A 21,348-nucleotide genomic window follows, 5' to 3' on the forward strand; every position below is an offset into this window, starting at 1 on the left:
TTCGTATTCTATAGACTTAGAAATGCCTAATGAGGTGGCTGCTCCTCCTGCTGAAGGTAATGATTTTTCTTTTGTGATGAAGAAAGGTAGTAAAGAATACACTTTTCCGTTAGTGAATAGCAAAAAACAAGCTATACAAGTGCAAATAGCGGGTACCCCTGTGATACGTTCTATCTCTAAAACAGTACTCAACAAAGATGATGAGTTTACTATTTATGGCGAGAATATGGATTTTGATTTTATCTATAAACCATTCCCTACACAACTGAGATTAGAGCCTTACAATTATACTTATGGTCGCCACTATATATATTTGACCCCTATACGCATTACTCGTACAAGTGCTACTTTTAAAATAACAGATGATGTGCGCGCAGGGCGATTTCATATCAGGTTGATAGTGACTAGTATCAATAAAGAATCAGAAGTGTACAGTCAGGATATTACTATCAATCGTCGTCCTTCTAACCACCCGCGTTTGACAGTAGAGAAAGCACTTTTATACAGTAAGACAGCTGCTTATTATCCACAGCAAATACAACTTACTTTTAATGAAGAGTTAAAAAATGTATCGATAAAAGAGATAGTATTTTCTAAAGACATTGTAATAAAAAATACTATACGTTATCCTAAGGTGGTGATGTCGGGCAAGCTACCTATTGAGCAGTATGAAGCCCTTACTAGTGGTCGTGATGGGTATGCGCTGATAGAAGATAATGGGCGCGAATATAAGGTGTACTTTACCCTTTTGCCAGAAGCGAACAATATGTAACAACCTACAAAATATGAAACGGATTCGGATATTTCTAAAAGATAGCAGGACGCTCACTTTCGTAGTGTGCGTGCTGCTATCTGCTTTCTTATGGTCGCTGATAAGGCTTTCTAAAAACCTGTTGCGCGAAGTATCAGTGCCGGTGGTGGTTACCAACCTGCCTGCACACCAAGTGCTGATGCCTTCAGCTCCTAATGCTATTAAGCTATTAGTAGAAGGCAATGGGTTTACCCTGCTGAAGACCTATTCGCAAAACGAAGCCCTAAGCGTAGACTATACAGACCTGAAACACATAGAAGGGGCTCAGTATTGTTTATCTAAAAGCACCAGAGAGAAACTTACGAATACTTATTTGTCGAACTTTAAAATACGCTCGGTAGTCTCTGATACCCTTACACTGCTTTTAGAGAAGAAAGTCAGTAAGAAAATACCCGTGCTAATGCAGTTGAATGTAGAGTATGCCAAAGAATACCAGCTGACAGAACTGCGCATCACCCCTGATTCGGTAACGGCTTATGGCAGTCAAAAAGCGATTGACACCCTTACCCAAGTGACTTTTCAGTATACTAAAAAGAAACTTATCAAAGATAATTTTAGCAAAAACTATTCGCTTAAGAACACCAAATACATTACTTACGACCTTCATACTATTAAGATGGAAGCCTTTGTAGATAAGGTGAGTGAGCAACTGCTGAAAGTGCCTGTGCAGGTGGTAAATGTGCCTAAAGACAGTCAAGTGAAGGTATTCCCCAATGAGATAACGGTACTTTGCACTGGCGACTTGAGCATACTGAAAGCACTTACCCCTAATGATATACAAGCTACAGCCGATTTTGCTAAAGCTGAAGGCAGTAGCATTAGTTTGCAGCTTAGCACTCAGAAAAAACGAATGAAGATAAGTTTCTTCGGTGAAGATAAAGTAGATTTTTTAATCAGAAAAGAATGAAAGTAGTAGGACTGACTGGAGGAATAGGGAGCGGCAAGAGCACTATAGCGCGACTGTTTGCAGCCTTAGGCATAGCGGTATATGATTCGGATACCGAAGCTAAAAAACTCATTAATACTTCTGCTGAAATAAAGAAGCGCATCGTAGAGGTATTTGGGGCAGAGGCTTATGCTGAAGGAGTATATAACCGCGCTTATATGGCCGACATCGTATTTCGCAATCCGGATAAGTTGGCGGTGCTTAATAGTATAGTGCACCCTGTGCTTGCTGACCACTTTAATCAGTGGGTAGCCCTACAGACCTCACCCTACGTTATAAAAGAAGCAGCAATACTCTTTGAGAGCGGTAGTTATAAGAACTGCGATTTCATCATCACTGTTACAGCACCCGAAGCTCTACGCATCAGTAGATGTATGAGTCGTGACGGGAGTACTGAAGCCCAAGTGCGAGCGCGTATGGCACAGCAATGGACAGACGCTCAGCGCATTGCCCTCTCGGATGCTGTGATTGAAAACATCAACTTAGAGGAAACAGAAAAGAGAGTGAGAGAATTGAACAACCTATTTATCAAAAACCAAAAATAATGGACTTCTGGAGTGTATTATATACCGTTGTGCTGTACAGCGCGCTTACGTTAGTAGGGGTACTAGTGTTTTACGCTATCAATAGGGTAGCACAGGCTACTTGGGCAACTGACTTATACCCTATTATGCAGCGTGTTAGCGCCCCCCTATGGGTGATAACTATAGCCTTATTAGCCTTATTGGCGTGGCGCAATGCCGAGCCTTACTATCTGTTGCGTGCTGGAGGCTATACCGCGGTGTGGTTAGTATACCGCTATGGGGTGTTGCCAAAAGCAACTATAGCTGAGAAAACTTATCCTCACGTACTTTTCTTAGTCGTGTTTTTTCTTATAGAGTTACCCCTATCAGCCGATTGGCTTTTAAGCCTTACTCCGCACTGGCATAGTAGTCTTTACAGCTGGTATGTGCTTAGCAGTCTTCTTCTTTCGGCTATGGCATTGGTTACCCTCTTTAGTGGTTCGGTACATTATGCCGATATGGGTAAATATGTATTTGCTTTCTCTTGTTTTTGGGCGTATCTTTGGTATTCGCAGTTTATGCTGATATGGTATGCCAATATACCTGAAGAAACGGTGTATTACGAAGTGCTGAAAGCTAATGGTTATACCCCTCTTCTTATACTGATGATGCTTTTCAGCTTTGTATTGCCTTTCTTGCTGCTGCTATCGGCAGCTGCCAAACGCCGTCGCCTTGTACTCTTCGCGGCAGCCACTCTCGTGCTTATCGGGCAATTCCTAAATTTTTATTTACTGATAGTGCCTTTTGCTAATTTGCGAAATTGCTAATTGTTTTTTACCTTTGCGGTCTAATTGCAAGCAAATGACTTTTAAACCATTTTTATATTTCTTCTTTTTAGTTCTTTGTCCGATGTTGCTTTTGGCGCAAGAAGACAGAGACTATGAGGGGCGTAAGACTTCAGAAAAAGGGAGCACTGTAACCTTTAAATCATTGCGGCCTAAAAAGAAAAAAGATAGTATCACCTTTACGGCAGATGCCTACAAAATAATCACTTATACACGCGATACTACCGCTATTGACACCTCTATATCGATAGCTAAATACTATCAGCATAACGCTTGGGGCAAGGATATGTTTGGCAAGATGCCTTTTGGCAATATGGGTCAGCCCTACAATACGTTAGCTTATGACTTTCGTAAGCGCGCTTACTTCCCACAAATGGGAGCAGAGGCTAAAGCACAGCTATACCTCACCCCTGAAGAGGTGACTTATTATTACTTGCCTACCCCTATCACTCAGTTTACTTACAAAACAGGAATGGAGCAAGGGCAAACCCTTGATGTACTCTTTTCTGCTAATCTAAAGCCCACTACTAATATTTTCATCGCTTATAGAGGACTGCGCTCCTTGGGTAAATATCAGCGGGCACTGGTGAGTAATGGTAACTTTAGAGCAGGGGTTTCGTACGTATCCCCTAATAAAAAGTATACTCTTTTTGCCCATTTTGCCAATCACGATATAGATAGTCAGGAGAATGGAGGTATGACTACCCCTCGGCAGTTTGAGAGTGGTGATAAGCAATTTAAAAACCGTGCTGTGATAGATATGAATCTGTTAGATGCTGAAAACCAACGCGAGAGTAAGCGCTATTTTTTACAGCACGACTTCGCTTTCTTGCGGCAACGCGATTCACTTTCCTCTTATAAACAAATACGCTTTCGTCACCTATTTATGTACGAAACGGAGTACTACGCCTTTGGTGAGCGAGCCGCTAATGCTTATTTAGGTACGGCTTTAGTAAGTAGTAGCCTCAGCGATAAGATGCGCTTGCAGAAGATGCACAATAGAGTAGGGGCTGAGTTAGAGTTGCCCTACTTGGGTAGGACATTCGTCTTTGGTAATGCTTATCACTACAATTACTATTTTCGCAATGCTTACTACGTAGGAGGAGTGCTACAGCGCCACCAGATAAAGGACACCGACCTAAGCATAGGGTTGCAATGGCATAAGAAAGTAGGCGGCTTTAGCATTACAGCTGAAGGTGAACAAACCTTTGTCGGCAAGATGACAGGCACGCAGCTGAAGGGAACGCTATCGTATGCATTAGATGCTCAGAACAAGCTAAGTGCAGGGGCTATGTTGCATTCTGCTATGCCTAACTTCAACTATCTGCTTTACCAAAGTGATTATAAGAATTACAATTGGGATAACTACACTTCCTTTGGGAAGGAGAATAACCAAACGCTCTATGCCGACCTGCAAACACAGTGGGGTAGTGTGCATTTAGACCTTACCAATCTTAATAATTACACTTATTTTAAACCACAATCTACAGGGCAAGTAGCTCCAGCGCAATACGGAGGGAATATTCAGTATTTGCAACTCAAGCTACAGAAAGAGTTTGTTTTTGGCAAGTTTGGACTCGATAACACGCTTCTTTATCAGCAAGTAGTACAAGACGAGTCAGTGCTTAATGTGCCTGCATTCGTCACTCGGAATAGTTTCTATTTTAAGAGTCCGCTTTTTAACAAAGCAATGATACTGCAAACAGGTATTGGGCTTAACTACTTTAGTAAGTATTACGCTAATGAGTACAACCCGCTATTGGCAGAATTTCAGGTACAAGACGCTCAGAAGATAGGCAACTACCCTATGCTCGACTTCTTTTTGAATGCTAAGGTACGTACGATGCGTATTTTCTTTAGCTTAGAGCAATTTCACGTGCCTTTAAGCAGTTTGCTGCCCTCTGTTTTAGGCAATCCGTACCATTATTATGCTACCCCTCGACAGCCTTACCGCGATTTTATCATACGGTTGGGTGTGAAGTGGAACCTATTCAATTAGCGAAACGCTATTTACCCCGATATTTTAAAATAACAACAAATGACAAGAAAGACCATTTTTGATACGCAAGTATTAGGGCACCCAGCAGGACTGTTTGTGCTCTTCTTTACCGAAATGTGGGAACGCTTCTCTTTCTATGGGATGCGGGTGCTGCTGATTAACTTCTTGACAATGACCCTTATAGGCTATAACCCAGGTTGGGAATGGAGCACTGAGAACGCAGGAGCCCTCTTTGGTACTTATGTGATGTTGCTCTACCTCACCCCTATATTAGGAGGTATAGTAGCTGATAAGTTTACCGGTTATCGCTGGGCAGTTATTATCGGGGCAGTTATCATCACATTAGGGCACGTGTCAATGGCGTTTGAAACGGAGTGGTCGCTCTACTTAGGGTTAGCGTTTTTGGTGATAGGTACCGGTTTTTTCAAACCTAATATGGTGTCGTTTGTATCGGAGATGTATAAAGACCTACCCCAAAAGAAAGATGCCGCTTACACCATCTTCTATATGGGGGTAAATTCAGGGGCTTTCTTTGGTATGATGCTTTGTGGCTATTTGGCAGAGCGTATAGGCTGGAGCTGGGGCTTTGGTTTAGCAGGTATTTTTATGCTGCTCGGCACTATACAGTTTTGGTTTGCCAAACCACTCTTTGGCAGTATAGGCGATAAACCTACTACACAAGAGAAAAAAGAGGCGGTAACAACCCCGCAAGATGAGGAAGAAAAACCTAATCCGTTTACGATACTCGATAAGGTGTTAATAGCCTTAGCTGCTGTTATAGGAGTAGGTTATGCACTAAACGACCCGCTTTCTAAAATATGGAATACAGACCTTTTTGCGTGGGCATCATTGCCTACCCTAAAAGGACAATACGTAGTGGTAATAGTAGGTTTGGTAGCTTTCTTCTTCTTGATAGCCAGTAGGATAATGCGCTATACACGCATCGTACGCGATAGGATGCTAACGGTGGTTATCTTCGGCTTTTTTGTGGTTTTCTTTTGGCTGTCGTTTGAGCAAGGCGCTTCGTCTCTTATCATTTTTGCCCGCGATAATGTGGAACGTGAGCTACACGGCAATTGGGCAGTGCTATACAATATTTTTAACGCCCTGCTGACAGTTATTCCGCTGCTACTCATTAGTTATGTGTTGTTTATACTTGTAAAGAAAACCTATAAAAAGATATTCCCTGCAGTAGTAGTACTTCTGACCTGCTTTTCATTGGTGTGGGGGATAGCCGCGTGGATGCTCAATCGCGATTTTAAGACTACTGCCTATAGCGTGACCTACGAAGCCTACGAAACGACAGATGCCCAAGGAAGAACTGTGTACTTGCCTATCACAGAAGAAAATAGGGCTCAAGATGTTGCGAAGAAGAGAGTAACACGCAGCACTATCATAGGGGTAGTAGATGAGCCTTTGCAGGTGGGTAGTACTATAAAATTATTGTCTAAGAACAACAAAAACACCTCATTCGGCTACGTAAATACAGCTAAAGAGCAATGGGCGCGCGAGCGAGGTACCACCTTAGGCAAAGACAATGGGCTGATACCAGCTACCGTTACTGAAGTACGCGACAACTGGGTAGAGGCTACCGTATCGTGGTTTTCGATACTCAATTCATTCTTTATCATTGCTTTAGCGAGTTTGTTCTCGCGCTGGTGGGATAGCCGATATAATCCGCCTGCAGCAGTGAAGTACGGTATAGGCTTGCTGATGTTGTCCGTAGGGTTTGGACTTTTGGCTATAGGCTCCAGCGGTGTTACTCACGGGGTGAAAGTAAGTATGCTGTGGCTCTTCTTTGCCTATATGTTTAACACTATGGGTGAGTTATGCTTATCGCCTGTTGGACTTTCGTACGTATCAAAACTCGTTCCTGGGCGGATGATTGCCTTTATGTTTGGTGTGTGGTACTTAGCAGTAGCCATAGGGCATAAGTTGGCAGCCGTAGTAGGAGGGCAGATAGAAAATATCACACGCCAATACAGTTTGAGTACTTTCTTTTTGATATTCACTATTGTGCCCGCTACGGCAGGGGTGCTGATAATACTGCTTACCCCTTTTATAAAGAAGCTGATGCACGGGGTAAAGTGATTTATTGATTTGCTAATTTGTCAATTTGCTGATTAAAAGACTAATTATCAGTTTATTATAAATCTGTGAGAAATATAATTAATTAAAAAATTTGCATTTTCAAAAAAAATATTCTACCTTTGGGGCTGTGTTTTAATATAAATGTAATGGCTATATTTAATAAAGAAAGAGACAATAAAACTATGGCAGCAGAAAATACATCAGGAAGTAGCAACCGTATCGTTGCAGAAACTAAGTTTAAAGGAGAAATCAACTCTAAGTCTGATTTCAGAATAGATGGTGAGGTAGAAGGTACTTTTCAGACTTCTGGCAAATTAGTAGTGGGCAGAACCGGTGTGATAAACGGTACTGTGATATGCGAAAATGCCGATATAGAAGGGAAAGTAACAGGCACTATCAAAATTAGTAGTGTGCTAAGCCTCAAATCGACTGCAGTGGTAGAAGGTGAGGTGTATGTAGACAAACTTTCAATAGAACCAGGAGCGGTATTTAACGTAACTTGTACAATGAAAGGCGGTAAAAACTTTACCAATGAAAAACAACAGAATGCCAACGAAAAACCACTTAAATAAGTGGATATACTTCTCACAAGCAGGACTACAAATGGCTATTACTATAGCTGTTTGTAGTTTTTTTGGTGTTTGGCTAGATACCAAACTACCTAACGACTACTCGCTCTGTACAGTGGTGTGCAGCCTTGTAGGAGTGATAGGGGCAATGTACAGCATTATCAGAAAAGCCCAACAAATGACCGATGAATCGTAGCCTTAAATACTTACTTTTATACCTTATAGCCCTATTGCCTATAGCAGCAGGTCTATACTACACTGCCAATTACTACATCAATGAACAACGGATAGCACTTTTTTATAGTGCAGCACAAATAGCGGGGGTGCATAGCGGGTTGTCGTTCGTGTTTTTTGCTATTATTTTGGCAGTGAATAGTTGGCATCCTACCTATACGGCATTTGCTTTTATGGGGGCATTGGTGGTACGACTGATTTTGGTGGTAATAGCAGCAGTGCCGTTGGCTACCGCTGCCAGTCTATATCCTTATCACGAAGCCCTGTTTATTATTATTCCCTCATTTGTGATGATTGCTTTAGAGGCCGTCTTTACCATTAGAAAATTAGCAAATTGACAAAGAACTTTTATATTTTTATCGCACTACTATGCACTATGGCTTGGGGGTGGCTATTGGGGCAACAAGTTATGCAATCGCATAATGTAGGGCTTACAGTTTGCACTTTAAAAGCAGTAACAGGCTATCCTTGTCCGTCTTGTGGCACTACTCGTTCGGCAAGTGCGCTAATAGCAGGACGTTGGCAAGAAGGACTATATACCAATCCGCTGGGGGTAGTAGTTTTAGTATGGCTTATCATCACCACTTTGTGGTTGCTGTACGATGCTTTAGTGTGGCGCAATACCCTACAACAGGCCTATAATAGAGCAGGACGCATACTACAGAAGAGGTATGTTTGGATACCACTTGCGGTACTAATAGCACTTAATTGGGTGTGGAATATTCAGAAAGGATTATGAGAATTTTATCTATTGATTACGGTACAAAACGGACAGGCTTAGCGGTGACAGACCCTTTGAAACTGATAGCATCGGGGCTTACTACAGTTGATACGCCTCAGTTGCTTCCGTTTTTAGAAAAATATACAGCTGAAGAAGCGGTAGAGGCTTTTGTGATAGGATTGCCTAAACGACTTAACAATGAAGACTCGGCTGTAGAAGCTGATATTCAGCAACTACTCACTAAGCTGAAAGAACGTTTCCCCACTATCAAAATACATCGGTATGATGAGCGTTTTACTTCGAAAATAGCTTTTCAAACGATGATAGATAGTGGGCTTAAGAAAAAACAACGACAAAATAAAGCACTTATTGATGAAATAAGTGCGACACTGATATTGCAAGATTTTTTAAATTTAGCGAATTAATAATCTGATGAACCCCCCAAAAGCGAAGAAAATACCCCATATATTTAATGAGTTTGGCAACAAGCGCGTGGATAATTACTATTGGCTGCGAGAGCGTGAAAACCCTGAGGTGATTGCCTACTTAGAAGCAGAAAACGCCTATTACAAAGCAGAGACGGCACATACCCAAGCGCTGCAAGATACGCTTTTTGCTGAGATGAAAGCCCGCATAAAAGAAGATGACAGTTCAGTGCCTTATTACTACAATGGGTATTGGTATCGCACTCGCTATGAGGTAGGCAAAGATTACCCTATCTATCTAAGACAGCGCGAGACCTTAGAAGCACCTGAAGAAGTGCTATTTGACTGCAATGCAATGGCTAAAGGTAAGCCTTACTTTCAATTGGATAGCTTTGCCGTAAGCGATGACAACCAGTGGGCGGTGTATGGAGTTGATACTGTGTCGCGCCGCCAATACACGCTACAAATTAAGAACCTTAGCACAGGTGAAGTACTGCCTTACCAGATAAAAAACACTAATGGGCAAGCGGTATGGGCAGCTGACAGCCGCACCATTTTCTACGCAAAAAATCACACAAAAACCCTCCGTACGTATAAGATATACCGACATACATTGGGCACAGACCCTAAAAATGATGTACTAGTGTTTTGGGAGAAAGACGATACTTTTGACACCTATGTATATCGCGAAAAGTCTCGTAAATATATAGTGATAGGCAGTGAGAGTACCCTTACTTCAGAATACCAAATTCTTAATGCATACACCCCACAAGAGAGTTTTAAAGTGTTTCAGCCGCGCATAAGAGGGCTTGAATACGACATAGCGCATTACGAAGACTTTTTTTATATTCTCACCAATAAAGATGGGGCAACTAACTTTAAATTGATGCGCACTCCTGAAGCAGCTACCGAGCAAGAACATTGGCAGGAGGTAATTGCCCATCGTCCTGAAGTGCGACTTAACGATATAGAAATTTTTAAAGAATATTTGGTAATAGAGGAAGTGTATAACGGCTTGGAACGCATACAGATACGCAGTTGGGATGGCTCTGTATGTTATTACCTACCTTTTGAGAGTGAAACTTATACCGCTTATACTACTCAGAATGTAGCTTTTGAGACTGAATGGCTGCGCTATAATTATCAATCACTGGCGACCCCAGCCTCGATAATAGAGTACAATATGCGTACAGGAGAGCAACGCGTACTGAAAGAACAAGAGATATTAGGCGGAACTTTCTGCAAAGAGAATTACGTAGAAGAACGGCTTTGGGCTACCGCCCCTGATGGTACAAAAGTGCCTATCTCGCTTGTGTATCGCAAGTCGATTGAGAAAAATGGCGCAAATCCTTTGCTGCTTTATGGTTATGGTGCTTATGGGGTGATTATTAATCCTTATTTTTCTACTACGCGCTTGAGTTTGTTAGACAGAGGTTTTATTTATGCCATAGCACATATACGCGGAGGGGAATATTTGGGTAGGAATTGGTATGAAGACGGCAAACTGCTGAAGAAGAAACATACGTTTGATGATTTTATAGCTTGTTCGCGTTACCTTATCGACCAGCAATACACTTCGCCATCGCATCTTTATGCAGAAGGAGGTTCAGCAGGAGGCTTGCTGATAGGGGCTGTGATTAATGAAGCACCAGAACTCTATAAGGCAGTAATAGCCTCAGTACCTTTTGTGGATGTGGTGACTACTATGCTCGATGAGAGTATCCCCTTAACAACAGGAGAGTATGATGAGTGGGGGAATCCTAATGAAAAAGAGTATTACGAGTATATGCTTTCTTATTCGCCCTACGACCAAGTGCGTCGGCAAGCCTATCCAGCTATATATGTGTCGGCTGGGCTACACGACTCGCAAGTGCAGTACTGGGAGCCAGCCAAATGGGTAGCCAAACTGCGCGAGCTAAAAACAGATAACCATCCTCTCTATTTGGATACTAATATGGAGGCAGGGCACGGAGGAGCTTCAGGACGCTTTGAAGCCTTGAAAGAAACTGCTAAGGGATACGCGTTTTTAATTAGCCAATTAGCAGATTAGCAATTTTTTACATTTGCTAAAACTCGCACATTCTAATTTGTGGCTTAGAAAATAGACTTTTGTTTTTTAAATAATTTAAAAATACGTCTTGTTTTTCAATAAATAGAAAACAGAAGTGTTTTTCTAATTATAGCGTTCTTGAGGATTAATAGCATAGGTAGAATACTTAAAAATCCTTAAAATTTTTTCTTTTATTGTATATTTTCTTCTTATAATTTGATATTCAGCGGCTTGCTTATTTCGAAATGTTAAAAAATACACTATTCTTGAATTTTATTTTAAAAAGTTTTGTTGGTTGTTAAAATAATCTTAACTTTGCCCCAAAATTAATTTATTTCAATAAAGTAATGAAGGTAAAAATATCAATGTTGCTATTCGTTTTTGCGCTATTTAGTAGTGCACTATTTGCGCAAACGAAAGTATCTGTGACAGGTACAGTTACAGGTAACGATGGATTACCCCTTCCTGGGGTAAGTGTTGTCATTAAAGGTACAACACGTGGTGTTTCAACTGATTTTGACGGGAAGTACGAAATTCAAGCTGCCGGCAATGAGGTACTTGAATTTAGTTCGTTAGGCTACACTTCGCAGTCAAAAAAAGTTGATAAGTCGAGTGGTAAACTTACTTTAAACGTTGTTTTGAAGGAAGAAGCCCAACAGCTTGGTGAGGTAGTAGTAACTGCCCTTGGTATCAAGCGTGAGCAAAAGGCGTTGAGCTACAACGTACAACAGGTAAAATCAGAAGAACTTACCAAAGTGAAAGATGTGAACGTAGTGAATAGCCTTAATGGTAAAGTAGCAGGGGTAAATATCCAACGCAGCTCAGCTGGGGTTGGTGGTGCTACTAAAGTGGTAATGCGTGGTCTTAAGTCAATTGATGGTAACAACGGTGTGTTATACGTGATTGATGGGGTGCCATTGTATAACAAACAAAATGACTCAGCAGGTGCAATGAGCCGTCCTGGTGGAGGTGAAGGTATCGCAGACTTCAACCCAGAGGATATTGAAAGTATCAACGTACTAACAGGTCCTTCAGCTGCTGCTCTTTATGGTAGTGAGGCTGCTAACGGGGTTATCCTTATCAACACCAAAAAAGGTAAGGAAGGAAAAACAGAGGTTAGTATCTCAAGTAGTATAGAGGTGATGACCCCTATAATGCTACCTGAGTTTCAAAATACTTATGGAAGTATAGGAGATAAGAGTTGGGGGCCTAAATTAGCTACACCTTCTACATTTGAGCCTCGCAAGTTCTTCAATACTGGTACTAATATGATGAACTCTGTGACTTTCTCAACCGGTAATGCACAAAACCAAACTTTTGTATCGGCTGCTCAAACTGAAGCAGAAGGCCTTATTCCTAATAACGCTTACTATCGTTATAATGTAGGGGTACGCAATACTGCTAAATTTGCAAAAGATAAGCTACACTTAGATGTAAGTGGTAACTTTATCCGTCAAGGGAACCGTAATATGATAGCAGGTGGAGGTTACTTTAACCCATTAGTAGGTTTATACTTGATGCCTCGTAGTTTAGACTACAGAGATGTAGAAGCTTACGAACGTTATAACCCAGCACGTGGCATCTATGAAAAATACCAACCTTATTCAGAACAAGCAGATAGTTACTTCTCTGAAAACCCTTATTGGGTAGCTAATCGTGAGTTATTCTTAAACAACAAAAAACGTTATATGATGTCAGCTTCATTAAAATACGAAATCTTAAGCTGGTTAAACATCTCAGGACGTGTACGTTTGGATAACGACTATGGTACAAAAGAAGAAAAATTATATGCAAGTACTACTAACTTCTTAGTAGGATGGAAACCAGAGTTTGGCCCTCACGACAAAGGTTATTACAGTATTGGCAACTCAAAAGATGAGCAAACATATGCAGATATTATGCTCAATATGAACAAAAACTTTGGTGAAGATTTCTCACTTACTGCTAACTTAGGTTCAAGCTACAACGATCGTTACAGCACAAGTTTATCAGCAGGAGGTTATCTTTTCCGTTTGCCTAACCTGTTTTCAGCTGCAAACTTCGATCCACAAATAGGAGGTTCAGGACAAGGTTATTCACGAGCTAAGAATGTAGCTGTTTTCGGTAGTGCAGAGCTTGGCTACAAAGGAATGCTTTACCTTTCTGTTACAGGCCGTAATGACTGGTCATCACAGCTAGTAAACTCAGCAGAGCCTTCTTTCTTCTATCCATCAGTAGGACTTTCAGGAGTTATTTCGCAAATGGTAAAACTACCACAATTTATTAACTATTTGAAAGTACGTGGTTCATATACCGAAGTAGGTTCGCCTATTAGCAAAACAGGTATCACTCCTGGTACTATTACCCATAATCTGACTTCTTCAGGCCTAACCACCAACAAGGTATATCCTTATCCAGAATTTAAAGCAGAGCGTACTGCCTCTTGGGAAGCAGGTCTGAATACAAAACTTTTTGATAATACTTTGTCTGTTGATTTGACTTTGTATAAATCAAATACTTTCAACCAATTCTTTGAGCAAGAGTTATCATCTTCATCTATCTACTCATCATTCTATTTGCAAGCAGGTAATGTAGAAAACCGTGGGGTAGAACTATCAGTAAACTATAATAAAGAGTTCTTTAACAAAGAATTGAATTGGAATTCTACTCTTACTTATTCTCGTAACGTGAATGAGATAAAAGAACTAGTACGCGGTTATCGCAATCCATTTACAGGACAATTATTTGATATTACTGAAGTACGCAAAGGTAGCACCGTATTGCGCGAAGGTGGTAGTATGTCTGATATAACAGTAAGAGGTGTTTTATCTCGCAATAAAAATGGCGAACTTATAGAAGAAGCAGCTCAGTACCATTATGATCAAACACAAGAAATAAAATTAGGACGTTCAACCCCAGATTTCCAAATGGGATGGAGAAATACATTGTCTTTCAGAAATATAGACTTTAGTTTCTTGTTCAATGGTAGTTTTGGTGGTATTGTACTTTCTGGTACACAGCCTTATCTTGATGCTTATGGTGTATCAAAAGCTTCAGCTGAAGCACGCGATGCTGGAGGGGTAATGGTAAATGGTAAGTTATATGATGCTCAAAAGTATTATAACACCATTAAAAAACTTCCTGGTTACTACTCTTATGACGCTACTAACGTACGTTTACAAGAAGTATCACTTTCTTATTCATTAGATGGTAAACACTTCTGCGATAAAGTAAAAAGAGTAACTCTTGGAGTTATCGGTACTAACCTTTGGATGATATATAACAAAGCTCCTTTTGACCCGCAACTTACTTTTGGTGTAGGTACTTATGCTGCAACTGAGTTCTTTATGACTCCTAGTGCCGCTACTTATGGAGCAAGTTTGAAAATTCAATTTTAATTAAAAAAACAACGACAATGAAAATATTGAATAAACATATAGCCATTATAGCTTTATCGAGTGTGTTTTTTACCTCTTGTATTAAGGATTTTGAAGAGGTAAATACCAATCAGCTACAGCCTACAGATGAGCAGGCTAGTAGAGACGGTATGTCGTCAGGAGGATATTTTGCTGAGTTAGTAAGTCTTCCTATCCCAACAGGTACTGGTACTGGGCCTGCCAATGACTACCAAGTAATTCAGAATATGAGTACAGATAACTGGGTGGGGTATTTTTCACCAGGTCGTAACCACTGGGATGGCGGTAATAACCAAACCAGCTATTATCTGTCAGATTTTCGTTTGAATGGTACATTTTCGACTCTTGTTAAGATAATGAACCCTTATTTTCAGATGAAAACCCAAACCCATAATGTGAAAACTGTTAATGGTAGATTGGTGTACGAAAGTAAGGATATTAGTAGCCAAGCGATTTACTCTGTAGCGCAAATAGTGAAAATAATGGGTATGCACCGTGCTACTGACCTTTTTGGCCCTATACCTTATAGTGATATGGAGCCTGGTAAGGTAAAAGCTAAATATGATAGCCAAGAACAAGTGTATCGTTCTTTCTTGCATGAGCTAGATGAAGCGGTAACTACACTTAATCAGTATGGAGCTAGTAACAAAGTATTGGAAGAGTATGACCCTGTATACGGTGGTGATACTTCTAAATGGATACGTTTGGGCAACTCATTAATGCTACGTTTAGCAATGCGTGTACGTTATGCAGATCCTGCATTGGCGAAACAATATATCACTAAAGCAACTACTAGTACAGGAGGGCTTATAGAAAATGATGACCAAGCAGGTAAATTAGTAACTAGCAGCAAGTATATTTTCCACCACTCATTGGTAACTATGCTTGGATATAAAGAGCTAAAAATGGGTGCCACTATTTACTCTTATTTAGTAGGATATAACGACCCTCGTACTGAAAAGTATTTTACTAAGAATACAGCAGGCACTAATCAAACTGATTTCTACGCTGTGCGCTCTGGTATCAACCCTATAACTGATGCTACTGTATATGAGAAATACTCAGAACCTACTGTGGTGAATAATACACCTACTTATTGGCTACGCGCTTCAGAAGTACAATTCTTGCTTGCAGAAGCAGCCTTAATAGGTTGGTATACTAATGATACTGCTGAAAACTTGTATAAAAAAGGTATAGAACTTTCATTTACAGAAAATGGTCTTACTAGTTCAGCTGCACAAGCTTATTACAATACAAGTGCTTCACCTGCTAATTACATAGACCCTAAGAACTCTTCTTACAATGCGAATGCTGTTAGTACTATTGACAAAAAATGGATGTCAAGCGGTAGTGAAGAAGAAAAACTAGAGCAAATAATTACTCAGAAGTACTTAGCTAACTATCCTAACGGTTTTGAGTCTTGGAGTGAATGGAAACGCACTGGCTACCCAAGAATGTTTGGAGTACCTTTTGATTTGAGCAACAAAGGAAGCCAAAATATATCATCATCAGGAAAAGAATATGGTGTACGTCGCTATCCTTTCCCTCAAAAAGAATTTGAATTGAACAGAGAAAACGTTACAGCTGCACAAGCGTTATTAGGAGGAACTGATAATGCTGCAACCAATGTGTGGTGGGATAAAAAGACAAAATAATTTAATACTATGAAAAAGATAATATACACACTATTAGCACTTTCAGTTACTCTTACTTCTTGTAGTAAGTGGACAGAGACTGAGACGATGCGTGATGACTTTGAAAAAGCAGCTATAGAAGACCTTATAAACAAGCGTGATGCCGCTAAATGGGTAGCTGAAGCAGAACGCACTGTAGAAAATAAGAAAGCGCTTGAGGCTTATTGGCAACAACTACGTGAGTACAAAGAAAAAGCATGGCTTAATACTGGTAAAGCAGGAGGACAAGTGCCTATGGTATACTTCTGGTTTGATGGCCCTACTTGGCAACCAGTAAAAGGAATAGCACGTGGTTGGTTACAAGCTGTGCCAGACTCAGTAGTAGCTATCTCTATATGGGGAGGTACCAATATGCGTCCTGAAACCCTTACTGACAATCACAAAAAAGATATTGAAATTTTCCATAAAAAAGGAAGCGCTATCTTGATGTGCTGGCAAACACCAGGTGTAGGTTTAGGATTGCCTGCTACCAAAGAAGGAGTAAGTGGATATCAGAACTTCCACAATAAGTATCCTTATCCAGAATGTTATGAGCAATGGCCTGCTATTTATGCACGCGAGCTCGCTCGCTATATTATAGCTATGGATTTTGATGGTTATGATGTAGACTGGGAAACTTGTGGTGACCACGGCTCAGTGACTAGAGAGGGAACTCCTTTGATGATTTCTGATAATAATTATGAGAATATAGCTAACTTTGTAAAAGAGATGGCTAAATACTTTGGCCCAGTAGGAGCTGACCATTTAGTGAAAACACAAGCAGAACGCCAAGCTAACTTAAAAGCTCTTTTCGAGGCCTCTACTGCTGGTTATCACGCTAAAGAAAAAGAGTATATAGATGAGTTTAAACCTTATCTGCCAGCTAATTACCTTACTAAGCGTTATTATTTCTGTGCAGACGTGCCTTGTGGAGTACCGCCTATATTTGGTAGAAACTCTCAAACCCCATTAGATATAGCTAATAATGCTTTTGCTATCTACTTTGATAAGCACTTTATGCAAGATTATAGTGTGAATGGAGTGAATATGAATGGCTCTCATCCACCAATGTTAGGAGGCCCTTATTACAACTCAACTTCTGCCAACTATCAAGCTGGTAACTTCCGCGTGATGATACAAAAAGGTAAAGATGTAAAAGCAGGAAAAGTATGGGGCTTAGGTGCTTACCACGGACAAAGTGACTATGCAGTAACTAATGAGAGTGATAATTTCTTTAAACAATATCTAAAAGATAATAATATAAAAAGAAAGTATTTGCACTATGCTTGGACACGCGAGGCTATCCGTTTGGCAAACCCACGTGAGGATTATTCAGGATATAAAGAAATGGAACCTACAATTATTCTCCCTTAAAAGATAAGAACGATGAAAAATATAGTTAAAATAACTGGATTAGCCCTACTTATGGGGGTAACCGCTTGTCAGAAAAAATTAGACGCTGACAATAATAGCAGCACTAGAGGTAATACTTCGGCTGTGTATATGAATAACAATAATGCAAGTATTAGTTTTCCTAAATCTACTGAGTCAGGTAGTACTAAGTTTGAGGTTCGTATCTCTAACCTAAGAAGTAAGGAAGAAACCATTACTGTAGCAGCTACTGATTTCTTTGCAGAATACAACGAAAAGAACTCAACTTCTTATAAGATGTTGCCTGCTTCAGAATACACTTTATTTGAAGAGGGGAATGTTTCCAACTCTTCTAACAATGGTATTTTGAAAGTTACAATCAAACCAGGACAAACCTCTGCCCAAATAGGAGTTAAAGTACGTCCGCTGGATGAAGATACTTATCCTATGGGGGTAAAATACGCTATTCCTTTGCGTATCGTTTCAGCTTCACTACCTATACTTTCTAATAAAGATGTAGTTGTTACTCTTAGCCGTCCGTTCAAAACCTCTGTAGCTAAGATAGCTCAAGGTTATGCTTTAGGAGTAAAAGTAGCTGATAATGTACCTGAAAGTGATGAGTTTACTGTACAAGGATTATTCTTATTTAAAGAATTTCACGCATATAATGGTGTGAATGTAAATATGTCGCTTTTCCAAGGCCCAATGTTACCTTATACTCGTATTGATGCAGGAAAAATACAAGTGAAAAACGGTGGTGGAGACAGCCCTGATGACTGGGCACTCACTTCTGAAATAGCTAAGGATAAATGGTGTCAAATTACTTTTACTTATAAGGATTCATATTTAAAACTTTATGTAAATGGTAAGCTTATTAAAACTTATCAACGTCCTAGCTTGAAAGTATCTCCTGGTATGCGTATCAATATTGAGAATACTCAAACATCATATTCTGCAGATCGTTATTTCCGCGAATTTAGAGTATGGAACCGAGTGCTTACAGATGCTGAAATAGTAGATGGTCTCTACTTACCTGCTGACCCTGACGCTAAAGGACTAGTAGTGTATTTGCCTATCAATAAAAAAGATGCTTTTAAAGATATGAGCAAGTATAATAATACTACTATCTATAGAAAAGGAACTTCAAGATATAGTAGTGGGGTACAAGATGGTGGTAATTACGTGAAAGATATTGACGCTACTGAATTTGAAAACGGCATAGAATGGACAGAAAATGTGAAATTCCCTGCTGAAGGTTTAGAAACAGAACAATAATACTAACAATAAAGAGGCTATTCTTTAAAGAAAAGCATAGCCTCTTTAAAAAAAAGAAATACAATGAAAAGAATTATAACCAATAGTTTTATAGTTGCTCTTGGTATGGTAGCTTTGGTAGCTTGTAAAAAGGACGAAATTACCATTCAGAAGAACGATAATGTTAACTGGCAAATCGATAACGATATCGTTAATGATGATATTCGTACTCGTATTGGCTATGACCCTCGCTTTGAGTATGCATTACCTGCTACAGGCGTAGTTGAAAGCCCTATGCTTACGTTAGAAGGTTTTACGATTACTGAAAAAAGCACACGTAATATAGAAGTTAAACTTTCTAGACCTTCTGCTAAAGATGTGAAAGTGTCTTTAGCGTATGATGCTACTCTATATGATAAAGTAAAAGATAAACATATAGGATATGAGTTAGGAGAAGCTTCATTAGCTGAAATTACAACAGCAGAGAAGACTATAGCAGCAGGTACTACCACCACTACTTTTGAAATAAAAGTGGCTAATAAATCTGATTTTCGCCAAAAAGTGATTTTACCATTTATAATAAAAGCATCAGATAATGATAATGTGAAAACTATGAGTGGAAAAGACCTTTTTGTGGTAAAGATATTTCCTAAAGGTGTTACTTTCCAAGTTGCTAATAGTAATATTCTTAAAGAAGCTGTTGTAAAAGATGATGGTAAAACATATATGACTGACAAAGAAGTTGGCGTGGTAGTTACTCCTTCAGATGTTATTCCTGCAGCTATTTCACTAGGATTAGTGAGAGATAATGGTCTTGTAACTGATACTACAAATCAAACCTTAGCACCAAATAATATAATAGCAACTATCAATAAGGTTGATTTTAAAAATATAGCTAAAGGTACTATTTCATTCACTTTGCAAAACATAGAAACTTTAACCACTAAAGGAAAATATGTACTACCTTTGAAGTTAATGGCTTATGATGCTTCAGGAACTGCACATCAAGTACTTGATACCCCTATTTTAGTAACTATTGATGTAAGCAGTGATGGTGTACCAAGTGATAATGAAATTAGAAGAATACGCAACTATACTGGCAGCTATATTAGCCCTTCTAAATATAATTTCTATACAAATTACCAATCAGGTCATATTTATAAAATGCATGATGGTGATGTGATGGGTAATCCTTGGTGGATAGATGCTTCTATACAAGATGATGATCAAAAACCTTATGTACAGGTAGTATTTACAGAAAAAACAGTTATCAATGGTATTAAGATATATCAGAGAACACCAGGAAAGAGAATACAAGAAATGCAGGTTTTTGCCTCAGCTAGTTCTTCAGAGCCTTATGTTCTACAAGGGATTTATTCAGAAACATATAACCCAAGTATATTAATTCTTAAGTTTGATAAACCGATTAAAACAGACGAACTATATATAGGTTACTTTAAAAACTCTCAAAACCAATATATAGATATTCACGAAATGGTATTTTTCTAATATCAAAATAAATTGTTTGTTGAATAAAATTTTCTGATTAATAAAAACAGCCGCTTTTATAAGAGTTTTTCTTGTAAAAGCGGTTGTTTGTTAATTGACAAGTTTGCTAATTAGCTAATTGTTTTTATCTTTGCACTTTCAAAATGCTAATCAATTTATGGATTTTTTATTTTCGGCAGATGCGCTTGTGGCGCTTATTACCCTTACTTTCTTAGAAATAGTTTTAGGGATTGACAACGTGATATTTATCTCAATAGTTACAGGTAAGTTGCCTCAAGAACAGCGCAAAAAAGCTACGCGTGTGGGGCTTTTCTTAGCAATGTTTTTGCGTATAGCCCTGCTATTGGGTATTTCAGTATTGATAAAGCTTAAAGATCCTCTTATCTCGGTAGATTGGGGGTGGTTTAGCGCTCATTTTAACGGACAAGCCCTTATCTTATTGGCAGGAGGCATCTTCTTGCTCTACAAGTCTACTCGCGAAATTCACGCTAAGGTGAATCATATAGAACACGTAACCGAATCGGATAACCCACAACGCAAGCAGCACGCTTCGTTTGGAGGAGTTGTTGCTCAGATATTGCTGATAGACCTTATCTTTTCGCTTGATAGTATCTTAACTGCCGTAGGTATGACCAATGGTTTGGGAGGAGCTATCTATATAATGATAACTGCTGTGGTGCTTTCTGTAGGTATAATGATGCTTTTTGCTAATCCTGTGGGTGAATTTGTAAATAGAAATCCGTCTATTCAGATATTAGCGCTTTCGTTTTTGATACTTATTGGTTTTATGTTAATAACTGAAAGTATGCACCTATCAGAAGCCGTGTTGGCGGGGCAAGAGGTGGGAGCTGTGCCTAAAGGGTATTTGTACTTTGCGATTGCTTTCTCATTAGGTGTAGAGTTTTTGAATATGCGAATGAGAAGAAAAAGCTAATCACCTATTAGTAAATTA

The 21,348-nt window shown here is 39.5% G+C and carries 17 protein-coding genes and 1 pseudogene; all 18 read left to right on the forward strand.

Annotated elements, in window-relative coordinates:
- Positions 1 to 772: pseudogene (locus tag HMPREF9074_RS00685) on the forward strand (hypothetical protein); the annotation flags it as partial.
- Positions 773 to 785: 13 nt separating this feature from the next.
- Positions 786 to 1,718 carry a YbbR-like domain-containing protein gene (locus HMPREF9074_RS00690; RefSeq protein WP_009389585.1) on the forward strand — a complete coding sequence of 311 codons (933 nt, stop codon included), beginning with the start codon at positions 786 to 788 and terminating at the stop codon, positions 1,716 to 1,718.
- Complete coding sequence (coaE, locus tag HMPREF9074_RS00695) at positions 1,715 to 2,302, forward strand: dephospho-CoA kinase (protein WP_009389582.1); 588 nt, start codon at positions 1,715 to 1,717, stop codon at positions 2,300 to 2,302. The genes HMPREF9074_RS00690 and coaE overlap by 4 nt, the downstream gene beginning before the upstream one ends.
- A complete protein-coding gene (locus tag HMPREF9074_RS00700; RefSeq protein WP_009389581.1) occupies positions 2,302 to 3,087 on the forward strand; it encodes a hypothetical protein in 786 nt (261 codons plus the stop codon). The genes coaE and HMPREF9074_RS00700 overlap by 1 nt, the downstream gene beginning before the upstream one ends.
- Positions 3,088 to 3,121: 34 nt before the next feature.
- Complete coding sequence (locus tag HMPREF9074_RS00705; protein ID WP_034539271.1) at positions 3,122 to 5,104, forward strand: putative porin; 1,983 nt, start codon at positions 3,122 to 3,124, stop codon at positions 5,102 to 5,104.
- A 39-nt stretch (positions 5,105 to 5,143) separates the two neighbouring features.
- The gene (locus HMPREF9074_RS00710; protein ID WP_009389579.1) at positions 5,144 to 7,195 is read left to right on the forward strand and encodes a peptide MFS transporter; all 2,052 of its coding nucleotides are present in this window, start codon (positions 5,144 to 5,146) and stop codon (positions 7,193 to 7,195) included.
- A gap of 146 nt (positions 7,196 to 7,341) precedes the next feature.
- A complete protein-coding gene (locus HMPREF9074_RS00715) occupies positions 7,342 to 7,767 on the forward strand; it encodes a bactofilin family protein (RefSeq protein WP_009389578.1) in 426 nt (141 codons plus the stop codon).
- A complete protein-coding gene (locus tag HMPREF9074_RS00720; RefSeq protein WP_084063405.1) occupies positions 7,727 to 7,960 on the forward strand; it encodes an AtpZ/AtpI family protein in 234 nt (77 codons plus the stop codon). The genes HMPREF9074_RS00715 and HMPREF9074_RS00720 overlap by 41 nt, the downstream gene beginning before the upstream one ends.
- Positions 7,950 to 8,336, forward strand: a complete 387-nt coding sequence (locus HMPREF9074_RS00725; RefSeq protein ID WP_009389576.1) for a hypothetical protein — start codon at positions 7,950 to 7,952, stop codon at positions 8,334 to 8,336. The genes HMPREF9074_RS00720 and HMPREF9074_RS00725 overlap by 11 nt, the downstream gene beginning before the upstream one ends.
- On the forward strand, positions 8,333 to 8,737 hold the full coding sequence (locus tag HMPREF9074_RS00730; protein WP_034539274.1) for a DUF2752 domain-containing protein: 405 nt from the start codon (positions 8,333 to 8,335) through the stop codon (positions 8,735 to 8,737). The genes HMPREF9074_RS00725 and HMPREF9074_RS00730 overlap by 4 nt, the downstream gene beginning before the upstream one ends.
- Entirely contained in the window at positions 8,734 to 9,144 is a 411-nt protein-coding gene (gene ruvX / locus HMPREF9074_RS00735) for a Holliday junction resolvase RuvX (protein ID WP_009389574.1), read from the forward strand. The genes HMPREF9074_RS00730 and ruvX overlap by 4 nt, the downstream gene beginning before the upstream one ends.
- Positions 9,145 to 9,151: 7 nt before the next feature.
- Positions 9,152 to 11,194, forward strand: a complete 2,043-nt coding sequence (locus HMPREF9074_RS00740; protein WP_009389568.1) for a S9 family peptidase — start codon at positions 9,152 to 9,154, stop codon at positions 11,192 to 11,194.
- A gap of 347 nt (positions 11,195 to 11,541) precedes the next feature.
- Positions 11,542 to 14,571 (forward strand): SusC/RagA family TonB-linked outer membrane protein, encoded by a 3,030-nt coding sequence (locus tag HMPREF9074_RS00745; protein ID WP_009389567.1) that lies wholly within the window; start codon positions 11,542 to 11,544, stop codon positions 14,569 to 14,571.
- A 17-nt stretch (positions 14,572 to 14,588) separates the two neighbouring features.
- The gene (locus HMPREF9074_RS00750) at positions 14,589 to 16,244 is read left to right on the forward strand and encodes a SusD/RagB family nutrient-binding outer membrane lipoprotein (protein WP_009389566.1); all 1,656 of its coding nucleotides are present in this window, start codon (positions 14,589 to 14,591) and stop codon (positions 16,242 to 16,244) included.
- A 9-nt stretch (positions 16,245 to 16,253) separates the two neighbouring features.
- A complete protein-coding gene (locus HMPREF9074_RS00755; protein ID WP_009389565.1) occupies positions 16,254 to 17,636 on the forward strand; it encodes a glycoside hydrolase family 18 in 1,383 nt (460 codons plus the stop codon).
- Between the two features lie 12 nt (positions 17,637 to 17,648).
- Positions 17,649 to 18,908 (forward strand): BT_3987 domain-containing protein, encoded by a 1,260-nt coding sequence (locus HMPREF9074_RS00760; protein WP_009389564.1) that lies wholly within the window; start codon positions 17,649 to 17,651, stop codon positions 18,906 to 18,908.
- A 63-nt stretch (positions 18,909 to 18,971) separates the two neighbouring features.
- Entirely contained in the window at positions 18,972 to 20,396 is a 1,425-nt protein-coding gene (locus HMPREF9074_RS00765) for a BT_3987 domain-containing protein (RefSeq protein WP_009389562.1), read from the forward strand.
- A gap of 157 nt (positions 20,397 to 20,553) precedes the next feature.
- A complete protein-coding gene (locus HMPREF9074_RS00770; RefSeq protein WP_009389561.1) occupies positions 20,554 to 21,330 on the forward strand; it encodes a TerC family protein in 777 nt (258 codons plus the stop codon).
- Positions 21,331 to 21,348 lie beyond the last annotated feature (18 nt).

Origin of the sequence: Capnocytophaga sp. oral taxon 329 str. F0087, assembly GCF_000213295.2 — a bacterium.
Classification (GTDB): domain Bacteria; phylum Bacteroidota; class Bacteroidia; order Flavobacteriales; family Flavobacteriaceae; genus Capnocytophaga; species Capnocytophaga leadbetteri_A.